14 protein-coding genes are annotated in these 13,862 nt (G+C 48.2%); 6 read left to right on the top strand and 8 right to left on the bottom strand.

Translation table 11 applies throughout. The features are described from left to right. The first annotated feature begins 26 nt into the window (after positions 1 to 26). Together ACBP55_RS36935 and ACBP55_RS36930 are read left to right on the top strand one after the other, a co-directional pair. Positions 27 to 737: a GNAT family N-acetyltransferase gene (locus tag ACBP55_RS36935; RefSeq protein ID WP_464648519.1), complete on the top strand. Its 711-nt coding sequence runs from the start codon at positions 27 to 29 to the stop codon at positions 735 to 737. Between the two features lie 21 nt (positions 738 to 758). After that, positions 759 to 1,430: a GNAT family N-acetyltransferase gene (locus ACBP55_RS36930; RefSeq protein ID WP_464648518.1), complete on the top strand. Its 672-nt coding sequence runs from the start codon at positions 759 to 761 to the stop codon at positions 1,428 to 1,430. Positions 1,431 to 1,695: 265 nt separating this feature from the next. Here the strand turns inward: ACBP55_RS36930 and ACBP55_RS36925 are convergent, their stop codons facing one another. Next, positions 1,696 to 2,145, bottom strand: coding sequence for an SRPBCC domain-containing protein (locus ACBP55_RS36925; protein WP_029197964.1), 450 nt, complete (start codon positions 2,143 to 2,145; stop codon positions 1,696 to 1,698). An 89-nt stretch (positions 2,146 to 2,234) separates the two neighbouring features. Between ACBP55_RS36925 and ACBP55_RS36920 the strand changes: the two genes are divergently transcribed. Further along, positions 2,235 to 3,038 carry a DUF6597 domain-containing transcriptional factor gene (locus ACBP55_RS36920; RefSeq protein WP_464648517.1) on the top strand — a complete coding sequence of 268 codons (804 nt, stop codon included), beginning with the start codon at positions 2,235 to 2,237 and terminating at the stop codon, positions 3,036 to 3,038. A 64-nt stretch (positions 3,039 to 3,102) separates the two neighbouring features. Here ACBP55_RS36920 and ACBP55_RS36915 read toward each other — a convergent pair whose 3' ends face one another. From ACBP55_RS36915 to sigY, 6 genes are all read right to left on the bottom strand, one after another. Further along, entirely contained in the window at positions 3,103 to 4,857 is a 1,755-nt protein-coding gene (locus ACBP55_RS36915; protein WP_464648516.1) for a methyl-accepting chemotaxis protein, read from the bottom strand. Between the two features lie 330 nt (positions 4,858 to 5,187). Beyond that, entirely contained in the window at positions 5,188 to 5,922 is a 735-nt protein-coding gene (locus ACBP55_RS36910) for a CPBP family glutamic-type intramembrane protease (protein WP_464648515.1), read from the bottom strand. A gap of 90 nt (positions 5,923 to 6,012) precedes the next feature. Then, complete coding sequence (locus ACBP55_RS36905) at positions 6,013 to 6,798, bottom strand: CPBP family intramembrane glutamic endopeptidase (RefSeq protein ID WP_464648514.1); 786 nt, start codon at positions 6,796 to 6,798, stop codon at positions 6,013 to 6,015. A 23-nt stretch (positions 6,799 to 6,821) separates the two neighbouring features. After that, positions 6,822 to 7,040: a sigmaY antisigma factor component gene (locus ACBP55_RS36900; RefSeq protein ID WP_464648513.1), complete on the bottom strand. Its 219-nt coding sequence runs from the start codon at positions 7,038 to 7,040 to the stop codon at positions 6,822 to 6,824. Continuing rightward, positions 7,033 to 7,413 carry a YxlC family protein gene (locus tag ACBP55_RS36895; protein ID WP_464648512.1) on the bottom strand — a complete coding sequence of 127 codons (381 nt, stop codon included), beginning with the start codon at positions 7,411 to 7,413 and terminating at the stop codon, positions 7,033 to 7,035. The genes ACBP55_RS36900 and ACBP55_RS36895 overlap by 8 nt, the downstream gene beginning before the upstream one ends. After that, positions 7,414 to 7,935 (bottom strand): RNA polymerase sigma factor SigY, encoded by a 522-nt coding sequence (gene sigY / locus ACBP55_RS36890; protein ID WP_464648511.1) that lies wholly within the window; start codon positions 7,933 to 7,935, stop codon positions 7,414 to 7,416. A gap of 331 nt (positions 7,936 to 8,266) precedes the next feature. Between sigY and ACBP55_RS36885 the strand changes: the two genes are divergently transcribed. Continuing rightward, a complete protein-coding gene (locus ACBP55_RS36885; protein WP_464648510.1) occupies positions 8,267 to 9,115 on the top strand; it encodes a LamG-like jellyroll fold domain-containing protein in 849 nt (282 codons plus the stop codon). A 163-nt stretch (positions 9,116 to 9,278) separates the two neighbouring features. On the opposite strand, the gene ACBP55_RS36880 is transcribed toward ACBP55_RS36885, so the two are convergent. Further along, the gene (locus tag ACBP55_RS36880; RefSeq protein ID WP_464648509.1) at positions 9,279 to 11,525 is read right to left on the bottom strand and encodes a helix-turn-helix domain-containing protein; all 2,247 of its coding nucleotides are present in this window, start codon (positions 11,523 to 11,525) and stop codon (positions 9,279 to 9,281) included. A 291-nt stretch (positions 11,526 to 11,816) separates the two neighbouring features. Here ACBP55_RS36880 and ACBP55_RS36875 point away from each other — a divergent pair, with 291 nt between their 5' ends. Continuing rightward, positions 11,817 to 12,845, top strand: coding sequence for a Gfo/Idh/MocA family protein (locus ACBP55_RS36875; protein ID WP_464648508.1), 1,029 nt, complete (start codon positions 11,817 to 11,819; stop codon positions 12,843 to 12,845). 44 nt (positions 12,846 to 12,889) lie between these two features. Beyond that, positions 12,890 to 13,801, top strand: a complete 912-nt coding sequence (locus ACBP55_RS36870; RefSeq protein WP_464648507.1) for a Gfo/Idh/MocA family protein — start codon at positions 12,890 to 12,892, stop codon at positions 13,799 to 13,801. Positions 13,802 to 13,862 lie beyond the last annotated feature (61 nt).

The following is a 13,862-nucleotide window of genomic DNA, read 5'->3' as shown; positions in this document are numbered from 1 at the left end:
GAGATCAAGGGGGCTTACAGTGCACTATGGATTTAGAAGCTGCCAAAAAAGTTATTGATCCAGGAAAGTTGTACGTCAAAAAATTATACGTCTTCGACGGGGATAAACCGATCGAGGCTGTGATTCGCAATTATGGAAAAGCCGATTTTGACGCACTTATTCGCGTTCAGCAGGAAAGCTTCCCACCGCCTTTTCCATCCGAGCTATGGTGGAATGAGGAGCAGCTCACGGAGCATATCACCCGATTTCCCGAAGGGGCCCTTTGTGTAGAGGTGGCCGGTCAGGTTGTTGGGTCTATAACAGGGCTTCGCGTAGAATATCAGGAGCAGCATGCAGCTGACCATAGTTGGTCAGCTTTGACGGACGATGGGTACATCCGAACGCATCGTCCAGAAGGCGACACTCTCTATATTGTAGACATATGCATTCTGCCGGCTTACCGCAAATTTGGTCTCGGCAAGCTGATGATGGAGTCGATGTACGAAGTTGTCGTGCACCTAGGTTTAAGAAGGCTGCTTGGAGGCGGGCGGATGCCAGGTTATCACAAGCATAGCGCCGCCATGAGCGCGGATGACTATGTGAGGGCTGTTATGGCAGGCGAGTTGAAGGATCCGGTTATTACTTTTTTGCTGCACTGCGGCCGGACGCCTGTGCAGGTTGTCCCTGACTATTTGCAGGATGAGGAGTCGCTTAACCATGCACTTTTGATGGAGTGGCGGAATCCATTTCGAATCTGATGAAGGAGTGAAGTTCACATTATGGAGTATATACGGATTACAAGCATAGACAATCCCTTGTTTCGGAGCATGCATAATCTGATGAAGGAGGTATTTCCACCGGAAGAGGTGCTCGAATACGCATTGTGGAAAGAACCGCTCGAGGACCCCGGTATCCGGGTATTCGTAGCCGTTCATGAAGGGAAAGTCGTCGGTACAACGGAGTATCGTTACTATGATGACTTCCAAGTGGCGATGACGGACTTCACTATTATTGGTCAAGCCGGGCTTGGTATCGGTCGGTTCCTGGCACGGAAACGCTGGAACGATCTGGAAACATTGGCGGCCGAATCTGGTAAGCCAATGCTGGGGATGTTTGCTGAGATTTATGATCCCTATCGGATCGAAGAGCATGCTTTCGGAGGCGTGAAGCCGATGGATCCTTTCGTGCGGCGCGAGGTTTTGTCACATCTGGGCTATAAGCGGATCGACTTCCCATACGTTCACCCCTCTTGGGAGAACAATGGGGAAGCGGTTGAGGAACTTGATCTCTGTTTCTTGCCGACAGATGAGGATCAAGCAGAGTTGGACGCAGGAATTGTTGCGAAGTTCTTGAAGCGCTATTATTCCGTTTTGGCGAATAAGCCGAAGGCGTGGCATGACATGGTTGAGGAACTCGAGGGGAAAGTGACGTTGGCGCTTAAACCTCTTTAGTAGGGGTGTGAATAGGAGACTCTAGAGGCTTCTAATTCCTCAGAATAAGGTGAAAGTTTGTGGATAAGAGTCTTTAAAGGCTGTTATTGGGAAGAATTTTTTGAAATGTTTTCTTTTTAGCATAGATAACAGTCTTTAGAGGCTTCTATTTTATTAAAAGCTACTGAAAATGGAAAAATAGGAGTCTCTACCGACTCCTATTTTTGTTGAGAAGTTCAATATTAAGTGCTCTGTACAACACCACGAACTGCTGCTCCTTTACTCCCTACCAACCAAAATCCAAAGTCTTGCCAGTCTCCGCCAGCGTCTTGATATTGCTCAGAATCATCCACCAACTAGCCTTGGTAGTCTCGAAGCTTGGGTGGTTAGGTGTCCAATTATCATTGACCAACGTTAGTTTGGTGCAGCTCCCAACAGTTTCAAGTGATAACGTCATTCTAGATTCAAAGTCCGCATGATTCGGGTTGTAAGATGGACCGGCATGTTCGGTGCAACTGATGAGTTTTTCCGGTTCGTAAGCTAAAATCTTACCGTATACATGAACGGTTTCCTCACCGTCATTACCTGGCCCCACGTATGCATAATCGGACCCAATCTCAAAAGTGGACTGGAGCACACTGCCAAAAAGAATCTTACGCGTCCCCTCCGGAGTCACGAGAATATCCCACACTTCTTTAGTTCCTGCACCAATGTAAAATTCGTATTTAAGTTCCATATACTTCCGCTCCTTTGGTATGTGATAAGATTAAGAATAGATGATCGTACAACCTATGTATTGTAAAAACGCGACAAGGAGTGAGCGAAGTGATTCCCAAAGCCTCCAAGCCCAGCCTAGGTATTATGAATCTACAGCAAGGCGAGCAGAAATTCCAGCTTTCGCGACATACCCCCTCCGAAGATTTGGCCTATTTCATCCGACATTACTGGATAGTTAGATGGGATTTAACTGGCCAGGAGCCTTATTTGCAGCATGTTATCCCCAATCCCTGCGTTAATCTCCTCGTTGAGCCGGGACGTACGGCTATCTATGGTCCAGGTAAAGAGAAGTATGGGCATTATCTGCAAGATCAGGGATGTGTGTTCGGCGTCAAGTTCAAGCCTGGCGGTTTTTATCCTTTTATTAGGGAGCCGATTTCCGGTTTGCTGAACAATCCGATGAGCGTCCAGAGCATATTTGGCATAGATCCACGTCAACTTGAGACGGATGTTTTTGCTCAAAAAGAAGAACATCTGATGGTTTCACATATCGAGCAGCTGATCCGTCCCAAGCTTCCCGAACAGGATGAACAGGTCGCTTTTATTAATCAGATCATCGATGATATAAATCAGAAGCCCGATCTCACTAAAGTCGATACCCTCTGCGATTACTTCAATGTGAATAAAAGAACGCTGCAGCGCCTGTTCGACCACTACGTCGGAGTTAGTCCCAAGTGGGTAATTAAGCTAGCGCGCATCCAGAACGCTGCCGAGGCGACGGATCTAAGCCAGAGGCATAACTGGTCCAAGCTCTCCATGGATCTCGGTTATCATGATCAGTCGCATTTCATCAAGGACTTCAAGTCCATTATCGGCCAAACTCCTGATGAATATGCTCGACTTACGGTATGAAAAAGAAGGACAGGCCGCTTGCTGCCTGTCCTTTCTATTTGAAGGGGATACTTTATCCTGCTGCTTATAGTTTAAATCGGTGAGCCATAAATTGCATTTCTGAGGACATGATTTCCAATGATTCCGAAGCGGATGTCAACTCCTCCATTGCTGCGAGCTGCTCTTCCGTAGATGAGGAAATCAGATGTGCCAAATCATTGGTCTGGTTCGCCATTCGTTCGATTTCTTGCAAGGAAGCGGCGATTTCCTGCGAGCTGGCAGACATCTCTTCAGCAGCTGCCGAAGCTTCCTGCACTTGATTCACAACGCTCCGCGTTGCGTCGAGAATGCGAACAAAAGCTTGACCCGTATGCTGTATTGCGCTCACACCCGCAGAAACCTCTTGCTCGCCTTTTTCCATCGCCTCACCAGCTTGCTTCATATCTAGTTGGATGTCTTGGATCAGCTCAGCAATTTCAGCAGCTGATGCCGTAGAACGCTCAGCCAGCTTTTTCACCTCGCCAGCTACGACTGCAAATCCTCTGCCTTCATCTCCAGCGCGTGCAGCTTCAATGGATGCGTTCAAAGCGAGCAGATTAGTTTGAGTGGAAATATCTGTGATCACTTGGACGATGTCCCCAATATGCTGAGAACGTTCCGTAAGTTTCTCAACAATCTTCGCGAGATCGCCCACTGTAAGACTTACAGCATTCATTTGCAGGGTTGTCTCCTTGATCAGGTGGTTACCTTGCTCCGCTTCCTTCAGCGTCATTTCTGATGCTTCGTAGGCGGCAGACGAGGTGGTCGCGATCCGCTGAATTCCAACAGCCATTTCTTCCATCGCTGTCGAGCTTTCATTGACACTGCGGGCCTGCGTTTCGTTGCTTATGACCATATCTTCAATAGAGGTCGAAATTTGATTACTCGCTGTTGTCGTTTCCCCAATAGACTGGCTTAGTTCATGAGATGAGTCCGTTAACTTATCTGAATTAGCTAAGAGCCCTGAAACAATTTGGCGCAAATGGTCGTGCATGAATTGAAAAGAAACCGCGAGTTCACCAATTTCGTCGTTATTGCTTACTTTGCATTTGGTTGTACGAAGATCTCCCATTGCTAATTGTTCCGCTTGATGGGCAAGCCGCTTAATCGGTCTGGAAATATGGAAGGCAAATAACGTCATCACCACGACTCCGATTACCGTGCAGCAAATCAACGTAATTAGCATCGTGTGCAAAATATGAGCTTGTCCCGAATTGTAATCCTGCATATAAGAGCCTGCCGAAATGATCCAACCCCAATCCGAGTTCGTGGCCTCAACATACGAAATTTTTTTTCCTTCTTTTGTAGAGTTGGGAAGCGGCCAGTTATAGATCGTGAAATCTCCTCCGCTTTTTCCTTTTTGAATCATATCCTTGATGTAATAAAAGCCGTCTTTCGTCTGTTTATCTATTATGTTTTGACCTTCCAAAGATGGATGTGCCAGCAAGTCGCCGTTCGCATTCAGAATGAAGAAGTAACCGTTGGCACCGAGATTAATGTTAGCATTGATCGAACGCTTTCCATCCTTCTTTGCTCCAATCAATAGTTCCTTCACTCTTTCCTGAGCATCTTCTTTCGACATCGTTCCCTGTTTCGAAGCTTTTTCAAAAGCCGACGTCAGTTCCAAAGCCATCTTGACCGAATTTTTCAAATTGCTTTGAATCAATTTATCGGATTCTTGGGTTGAAACATTATAAGTAATGGCACCTAACACTAATATGGGCGTTAACAGTAAAAGCAGAGAAACCAACATTAGTTTTTTGCGTATGGTTAATCGCCATATTTTTTTATTTTTCGACATCTATACCCCTCCTCAGGTCCATGACTATAGGCCTAATTGTAAAATAAGTGTGAATTTTTTGCCATTGGTTTCTTAGCCAATATGACGTCACTTCATGAACTTTTTGTGAAATTTTACCTATTGTTTGTGAGAGAGGTGATTAATGAGCGTGGATCGGAGAGAGTCAAAGGGGTGATTACGATTCGTACTTTCGCATCTGGTCTACAAGCGGCTCATCGTGGAGCAGGGTCACAAGTATAAGTGAACAATCAGCTCCTCTTCTGATGGACCTTTCAAGAAATTAAAGAACGGGGTGCCGGCATGAAATTGCCGGCACCCCATTCTTTGGTATCAAGCGGTCGCACGCCGAGCGACGCGGAGATCCAGCGGCAGCCATGCTGCGTGCACGAGCATGTGTGCCACGATGGCAGCGGCAAGGCCATGCTGCCAGAACAGCCAGCCGCAGTAAAGCGATACCCACAGGTTCAAGACGAGCATCGCCGTCCAGAACCTAGGGGTGAGCTTGCAGCCTGCGGCAGCATACGAGGGCGCGTGCCCCGCTGCGAATGCGATGCCGCTCACGAGGATCGAGAGCCATACCCCTGTGGTGGTAACACCGCCGCCGGGGGTTAGGAGCGAGATCAACCACGCAAGGAGGCTCAGGAGCCCCCAGCGAATGAGCACTTCCTCGACGACGCCGCCGTAGAGCACGCGCGCTGCAATTCCGCTCTGCAAGCGGAACTGCTCCATGCTGGCGACGGTGGCGTCGTCAAGCCAAGGCCGGAATACGAAGTAGTATCCGGCCAAGAAGACCGCGGCTCCTGGTACGCCGACGAGGAGCCCTGCGAGGAGCTGCGGGCGCAGAAGCTCCCAGAGTCTTGTACCGCCTTCGCCTTGCGCGAAGGCGAGAAGGAAGGGATCTTCGAGCCCGGCGCGGGGCGCGAAGTAGGCGCCAACGATGGCCAGCAAGGCAATGAGCAGGCCGGTCTGGGCAAAGACAAGCAGCCGCAGCATAGGTGCAGGCGGGAGCTTCTTGCCTTCCGGCATCGGAAGGCGGCGTAAGGTATGCACGATGCCGTAGGACATCAGCGCCAGCCCCGGGAGGCAGCAAATAAGTAATATAAATACAACAGACCATTGAAACACAGAGCATCATCCTTTTCTAAACGTTTACAATCAACTAAAAATCGATGACCAAACAACGTGCAAGAAGAAGTCCCCAACCATATGAGAAAGGATGGCATATTCCAATCCTTTTTTCCAATACAGATATCCGAAAAAAATCCCTAGAAGTCCGTTACTGATGAGTGCTCTGACGATTAATACAGGAGTAAGCTCACCGAATAGTATTTGCGTTGCCGGTAAATGTCCAAGTCCGAACAGGAGAGCTGCCACGATGATAGCGATCCCATACAGATAAGCCGGAATATGTGTACGTTCTCTGAGAAATCTGGAGAATACCCATACGAGCAGTGTCATTAGACACAGCCGCACCAGCACTTCTTCGACGATACCGCCATAGAACAGCGTTAATGCACCCTTCCATAAGGCTACTGATGGAGCGACAGGGATTGCAGGAAGAAAAGGTTGAAACAAGTAGATTTCCAGAACCAAAACCAACAGAGTACCGAGAAAACTCCCTAGGAAAGAGATAACAAGCCATTTTTTTGAAAAGCCAATGAAGCGGCCTTCATTCAACCAACTTCTCCATATCGGCAGATCGAGCCCAACTTTAGCTGCAAGCGAAAGACCAACCCAACTTGCAATCAAGGTCATGACAGTAACCTGAAAGACCATCAGAGCGATGATGACGCCAAATGGAAGGCCGGCTTGATCCATTGTTTGACTCAAGCCGCCTGACATTATGGACATCTGATACGGAAGCACAGTGATTCCGCCAAATGCGCCGAGCAAAGTAAGAGATAATATAAGCCGTCTATTTTTATGAAGTGGAATTGGCATTTGTTCACATCCTTGTACGATTATTATTTGCGTGACCAGTTTCGGTGTATTTTACGGACTGCGAATAGATAGACGATGAAGGGGAACGGCACTTGAATGATCCCCCAGATCCCCCAGAACCATGGGTATTTCGCGCTGCGTTTACGTGCATCCATGAACAGCCACGTGCTTTGCGCGAGTAGAAGAAGGGGGATAGCGATCCATGCCCAGAGAGGCAGTTGATCCCATTTTGGATCATTCATAGTGGTGTTCCTCCTGTTTGCGAACGAGAAGCCAGACCAGAGGCGCTACAACAGCGAGAACTTGAAAAGTGATGAAAACAACCGGCTGTGCATGCATCATTGCATATAAGAGGGAGAGCAGCAGTAGAGCGGCTATCCACAATATGAGCAAGTCTCTCCAGAGCTTTGAACGCTGTTTGTTTTGTGTTTCAACGATTTGCTGATCAAACCAAGAGGGGCTTGGCGTGAAAGCCGGAAAGAGTTCATCGAGCCTTTGAAGCCCTTCTTGCAGCTGTTGTGCTGTCCTCTCATCCGTACTCTCTAGCCCTCGATAGACGTTCTTGCTCCCATCGTTCTTCAAAACTTCCCTTTTCTTCGGGTCTTCCGGTTCCATCTACGCCAGCTCCTTTCGTAATTGCTTCAGTGCATGATGCACTCTCGATTTGGCTGTGCCCTCTGCAATGGAGAGCATCTGCCCAATTTCCTCATACGTGTAGCTATAGTAATGCTTGAGAATAACCGGGATACGGCTCTCCTGCGGCAGCTCTGCCAGGGCATTCAGCACATCAGGCCAAGCCTCATGTTGATGTCCGGCCTGCCACTGCATCTGACGTATGGATTGCTGCTGCTCATGCTCCTGCCAACGCTTCTCGCGTTTGCGCCGTCTTCCTTGATCAATCAACAAGTGAGTGGCAATGGTTATGAGCCAAGATGAGAATTTGGACTTCCCGTTGTACAGCTTTATTTTTTCGATACATCGGATCATGGTTTCTTGCGTAATATCCTCAGCCATCGGTGGATTAAGCGTTATTTTCAACAGATACTTGTAAACAAAAGCATAGTGCTGCTGCAGCAGCAAGGACAGAGCGGCATTGTCTCCCTGTATGGCCTGACGAATTAAATCGTGCTCTTCCAAATGAATGAACATCCTCTCTGCCTGAATTCCTAGATAATACGAACAGCTCCAATAAATCGTTCAATGCGCACGAAAATTTATGTAAAATTATTTATTAGCTTACCACGCCATAGTTCCGACATGTGAATATCCCCGGTAGAAGATCTATTGAAGTCAATAGGTGAATCTTTCGCTTCTTCTTTTTTTCTACTCAGTTAAAGATCAGTGAATAAGTGAAATATACAGCTATATCATTCCTAAGGTTGGCCGTCTAAGCTAAGCGAAGAGCCCTGTAGCTCAAGCGCTAAGGCGCCGGCTGGGAGCTTAACTATACGAAGGAGGTAAGATAAGGATGAGCTTAGTGATTTCGAAGAGCAGCAAAGGTCATGTTGTAAAATGGGTAACTGCCATGGTGCTTGCTGCAATGCTTGTGACGCCGGGTAGCTTTACAGGCAAAGCATTTGCCGTAACTACCTACGATGCCGCGATTCTGGCGGACAACCCCGTTGGGTATTGGCCGTTGGCGTCAGGCGTTACCACAGACCAATCCGGTCACAGTTTGGACGGTTCCTTTACAGGCAGCCCAGTGGGAACTACCCTGCCGAACGGGGATGCGGCGATTGTGTTTAACGGCTCGAATCAGTATTTCACAGTTCCGGACAATGATTATCTGGAAGTGACACGGACGGGAATATTGACGATTGAGGCGTGGATGCGGCCGGATGTGCTTCAATTCACCAATTACGAAGGCAGCGGCTACGTGCATTGGATGGGAAAAGGGGCATCCGGACAGCACTCTTGGGTTGCCCGAATGTACAATTTTACGAACACCGAGAATCGTCCGAACCGGATCAGCGGCTACTCCTTCAATCTGAGCGGCGGATTGGGAGCCGGCTCTTACTTCCAAGATACGGTAACGGCTGGGCAGTGGATCCACTACACGCTGGTCATCAATACCGTGAACACGAGCCCCACGTACCCGACCGGCTACACGAAGCTATTCAAGAACGGTGTGCTTCGCGATCAAGATAGCTTGTCCGGCTACAGCATCGTTCCCGGTAACGGAACGGCACCTATGCGGGTAGGTACTCGCGATCTGTCCTCGTTCTTCCAAGGCGCCGTAGGCAAAGTTGCTCTGTACGACTATGAATTGACTGCAGCTCAGCTAACTGCCCACTACAACAACATGACGACTCCGTGACGCATTCACTTCCGTGTTTATTTCCATATTCCAATCTACCTTCACATCCTTGTCTACATACACATTCATCCAGACTGATACTCATCTAACCTTGCAGTGAACAACAAGAAACCGCAGTTCCCGCATGAGTTGTATGCGAGGAAGCTGCGGTTTTTTACAAACATTAACTGACGGATCGACGGTATTCACTCGGGGTCATCCCACTGTGCTTCTTGAACATCCGGTTGAACGATGCCACAGTATAATAGCCGACAAGACCGGCTACATCTTGTACTTTGAGATCGGTTTTTTGCAGCAGCTCTATCGCCTTGTTCATCCGAACCGTATTGACGTAGTCGCTGAAATTCATATCGTTTTTCTCTTTAAAGTAAGTGGACAGGTAAGTCCCCGTGATGTTCAACTTCTCGGCAATCAGCTCCAGCGATAGGTCGCCCCCAAAATGATTCTCGACGTAACTCATAACGAAGCTAGTGATATAATCGGTATTTCTTTTCTTTTGTCGTACCGCTACTCCAGATTGTGTCAGCAGATTTCGGAAATAGTCTTGAAACTGCTCCAACGTACGGCAGTCCTTCAATAGCTCGGCGGAGGAGCGCTGCTCGTTCAGACTAGGCAGAGGGATGTTTAACGAAACCATCGATTTGATAATTAGATTTTCGATTTCCTTGGAGAGCTCATACATTTGATAGTAGGAGGCCTGCTCCTTACAGGCCTGCTCCAAGAGTCTTATGGCCAGCGGAATCGTGACGGCATCATTGCCGGTAGCCAAATTGGCTGTAAAATCATTGACCTTGGCAAGCTGAAACCATAGCTGCTTAGAGGATACGGGAGTATCTCCGTCGATCACCTGAACCCCTTCACCCAGACGGCGCTGCTTCAGTAGGCTCGAGACGTGCTCAAAGGCGAGGTTGAACTTCAAAGAGTCGGTATTCACCGGACTTACCGCAATGCTCACATCATAATAATCTGAATCCGGTGCGAGAAATTGTTTGATTTTCCCCAGGATGCCGGTTAAATCCGAGGTAGCGTCATCCACGAACAAAAGGGTCAAAATTTGATCCTTCTCAATTTGAAAAGTAACCGAATTCGAAAAGGACTGCAGGAAGACCGAGTGTATAAATTCTTTAATGTAATAGGAAGCCATATTAGGGTCCAACTCCAGATCCTGCAGCAGCCGTTCTTTGAACATAAGCTGAAACAGGAGCAGCCGATACGGTTTATCCGTGTCAACAGGTATTTTCACGTCCTGAATATTGGTATGAATCATCTTCACTTTGCTTAAATAGGCGAATTGCTGCAGAAGTGAATTTTTGGCATGGAGATCTTTATGGATATCTTCGTTCCTTTTAAACAGATCGTGGAGCTTTTCGCCAATGACATTAAACTCCATGATTTGGCTTCGGGCAGGCCCTTTGGCGGTATTCGCCTGTTGAATGGATTGGATAATAGCCGTCAACGGATTGTTAAATCGGACCGCAAAAAAGATCGATACAGCGATGCTTATAATGATAGAAACGACGAGCAAAAGCGCCATTATGAGGTTTAGACGCGTAATTTGATCGGAGATGGATGCGAAAGGAACGGTCAACACATACGTTAATCCGCTTTCAGAGCTCTTTTGATAAAAGTAATAATCGGTTCCCTGTAAATAGTAGCCTGAGGAAGTGGTGAAATGGCTCATCGTTTCCTTGGCAAGGGTTCGCTTAGAAACCGAGAAGAGGGTTTGGTTATGATCGTCCAAAATACGAAAGTCATGATCCGGCGGAATTTGATTGAACGAATCATACATCCGGGTGCTGTCCAGAAAAGCGATAATGGCAAAGTTCGGGTCTCTCGAGCTCTTGAACAAAATCGGATTAAAGGTACCTAAACGATGCGATGAGAAGCTGGTCTGCTCTTTGAAGTCTGAGGCAGGATACACATGAAAAGTCGGTGCGTTCTGAAGTTCGCTTTTCCAAAATGCAGCAGGGTAAAGATCGGATTGGAGGAAATTCTCGAACATCGAATTCACGGAGCGCCCGCCATCCTTGTCAAGCACATAATCCATATTAGGATAGTAATAAATGACGTTATGTAAGTAGAGCTGGGTATTTTTCAGCGTGTTTTGCAAATCCTTCTGTACTTGACTTGCTATGTAATAATCCCACTCGTTTTTATCGGTCTTCAAAAGCTCTGTTCGGTTACTGGAATAAAAGCTGATCATCATGCTCTTTATGAGGGAAATGTGTTTTTCATAATTGACGGCAGTGCTATTGAGACTTAGGCTGCTGTTCTTAAACATTTCTTGACGGATATTGCTGAGGAAAAAGGTGTAGGTTAACACATTAAATGAAACCAGCAGCAGAATGACGACCGCAAAACTGGCCAATAGGCGGTATAACAGAGATCCGCTGTATGTTGTCTTAAACATGCTATCCCCTGCCTTCTTGTGATAAAAGGTTGTATATGAAATGAAGGAAGCTTATCACGATTAGAGGTTAACGTGTGGCTATTATAGCATGGCGCATTTTAGAAAGGAATAAGAGTATCCATGGGCTGAGCTTCATAAATCTTGTGATTCTTATCATTTTTAATGATTTATGAAGATATGTTAAGGATCTCAATACGTAGTTATAGGCTCCGGTCTTAGAATCGTTATAAGATCGTGGCATAGGAAGGGCAAGTTCAAGTTTGCAGGATTAACTAATAAGGAGTGTTCGCTATGTCAGAAAAGTTGAAGTTCGCTATCGTAGGAACCGGCGTTATCGCCCATTTTCATGCCAAAGCTTTGGCTCATTCCATAGGAGGAGAGCTTGCAGCAGTTGCTGATAATCAGCTAGAGGCAGCCCGCCAATTTGCACAAACGTACGGTGTCCCTTCCGTCTATTCCGATTATGAGGACATGCTGAAGCAGGAAGATATCGACTGTATCTGCGTCTGCACGCCGAGTGGGCTGCACGGAGAGGTGGTCATCGCAGCCGCTCAAGCAGGAAAGCACGTCATGTGCGAAAAGCCGCTGGAGATTACTTCCGAGAAGATGCAGCTAATGATCGATACGTGCCGTCACCACAAGGTGAAGCTGGGCTGCGTATTTCAGCGCAGGGTCATGCCAGCGTCGCTCTTTGTCAAGAAGGCGGTTCAGGAGGGCAAGCTAGGCAAACCGCTGCTTGGCGATGCCTATCTGAAGTACTATCGCAGTCCTGAGTATTATAGAAGTGCCGGTTGGCGGGGAACGTGGGAGCTGGACGGAGGCGGAGCGCTGATGAACCAGGGGGTTCATGGCGTTGATGTGATTCAGTGGCTGATGGGCGATGTGCAGTCCGTATTCGCCTACTCCGCAGCGCTGGTAAGAGAGATTGAAGTGGAAGACACGGCAGTAGCTGTCTTGAAATATAAGAACGGAGCGTTCGGGGTCATTCAAGGCACGACATCCGTATACCCCGGTCTGGAAACGAGTTTTGCGCTGCATGGCGAAAAGGGCTCTATCCTATTCGCGGATAGCGGAATCAAGCAATGGTCCTTCCTGGGAAGCGACGAGCCGATACCTCAGGTGGAGGGCAGGGTGAACTCTAGCAGCGACCCGTCCAACATTGCAAGCGACGGTCATTTTGTTCTATTAGAGGATTTCATTGAGGCGATACATAAGGACCGAGATCCCCTGGTTACAGGTGAAGAAGCGAAAAAATCAGTTGATCTCATTCTGGCTATTTACGAGTCTGCCAGGACAGGGAAAGAAGTTCAGCTCGCATAGTAAAAAGTGTAATGAATAATCAGCGGAGAGGATGGAAGCGCCGAATGTCACTAGAATTGAAAATCGGAATGATTGGGCTGGATACCTCTCATGTATCGGCTTTTACCAAATTATTGAATGATACGACCAATGAGTATCACATCTCCGGAGGGAAAATCACGGCGGGTTATGCCGGAGGCTCACCTGACTTCCCGCTCAGTATTTCACGCGTGGACGGGTTTACAACAGAGCTGCGGGAGCAATACGGGGTAGAGATCCTCGATTCCCCTGAAGCGGTAGCGGAGCGTTGTGATGCGCTGCTGCTGGAGTCGGTGGATGGGCGCGTGCATCTGGAGCAGTTCCGCCGCATCGCCCCATATGGGAAGCCAGTGTTCGTCGATAAGCCGTTCGCGGTTAGCTATGATGACGCGAGAGCGATCGCCGAGCTGGCAGGCAAGCATAACGTGACCTTCATGAGCTGCTCTGCGCTCCGATTTGCCGAAGGGTTAACGCAGGCTTTGAACCGAACGGAGCAGGGTGAGATCATCGGTGCGGATGCCTTTGGGCCGATGGAGCTGCAGGAGACACAGCCGGGCTTGTTCTGGTACGGCGTGCATACGGTGGACATGATGTACCGGACACTAGGCCAAGGCTGTCGACAGGTGCAGGCGGTCTGCAGCTCAGACCACGATGTGGTCGTAGGCGAATGGGCAGATGGACGCCTCGGCTCAATACGCGGCAACCGCAGAGGCAATAAGCGATTCGGGGGAGCCATCCATCGTATGGATGGAACGGATTACATCGATATTTACGCGTACTCCAAGCCCTATTACGCAAGTCTGCTGGAGCGTATTATGACGATGTTTAAATCTAGCGAGTCCGGGATTCAGCCCGAGGAAACGCTGGAAATCATTCGATTTATGGAAGCTGCGAACGAGAGTCGTGCTGCCGGTGCAGGAAAACGCGTGAAGCTATGAAGCGGCGGTTTCGGTTAGGCATCCTTACGGTTTTGCAACTGCTGAATGAGATGGGCTTAGA

It is taken from the genome of Paenibacillus sp. WG02, from assembly GCF_055396115.1.
Note: the sequence above shows the minus strand (reverse complement) of the source record. Positions and strands in the feature narration are given on the sequence as shown.

What these genes read in the sequence shown, in the direction of transcription:
- ACBP55_RS36935 (WP_464648519.1), top strand. Translation starts at nt 27, where the DNA reads ATGGATTTAGAAGCTGCCAAAAAAGTTATTGATCCAGGAAAGTTGTAC.
- ACBP55_RS36930 (WP_464648518.1), top strand. Translation starts at nt 759, where the DNA reads ATGGAGTATATACGGATTACAAGCATAGACAATCCCTTGTTTCGGAGC.
- ACBP55_RS36925 (WP_029197964.1), bottom strand. Translation starts at nt 2,145, where the DNA reads ATGGAACTTAAATACGAATTTTACATTGGTGCAGGAACTAAAGAAGTG.
- ACBP55_RS36915 (WP_464648516.1), bottom strand. Translation starts at nt 4,857, where the DNA reads ATGTCGAAAAATAAAAAAATATGGCGATTAACCATACGCAAAAAACTA.
- ACBP55_RS36910 (WP_464648515.1), bottom strand. Translation starts at nt 5,922, where the DNA reads ATGTCCTACGGCATCGTGCATACCTTACGCCGCCTTCCGATGCCGGAA.
- ACBP55_RS36905 (WP_464648514.1), bottom strand. Translation starts at nt 6,798, where the DNA reads ATGCCAATTCCACTTCATAAAAATAGACGGCTTATATTATCTCTTACT.
- ACBP55_RS36900 (WP_464648513.1), bottom strand. Translation starts at nt 7,040, where the DNA reads ATGAATGATCCAAAATGGGATCAACTGCCTCTCTGGGCATGGATCGCT.
- ACBP55_RS36895 (WP_464648512.1), bottom strand. Translation starts at nt 7,413, where the DNA reads ATGGAACCGGAAGACCCGAAGAAAAGGGAAGTTTTGAAGAACGATGGG.
- ACBP55_RS36885 (WP_464648510.1), top strand. Translation starts at nt 8,267, where the DNA reads ATGAGCTTAGTGATTTCGAAGAGCAGCAAAGGTCATGTTGTAAAATGG.
- ACBP55_RS36880 (WP_464648509.1), bottom strand. Translation starts at nt 11,525, where the DNA reads ATGTTTAAGACAACATACAGCGGATCTCTGTTATACCGCCTATTGGCC.
- ACBP55_RS36875 (WP_464648508.1), top strand. Translation starts at nt 11,817, where the DNA reads ATGTCAGAAAAGTTGAAGTTCGCTATCGTAGGAACCGGCGTTATCGCC.
- ACBP55_RS36870 (WP_464648507.1), top strand. Translation starts at nt 12,890, where the DNA reads ATGTCACTAGAATTGAAAATCGGAATGATTGGGCTGGATACCTCTCAT.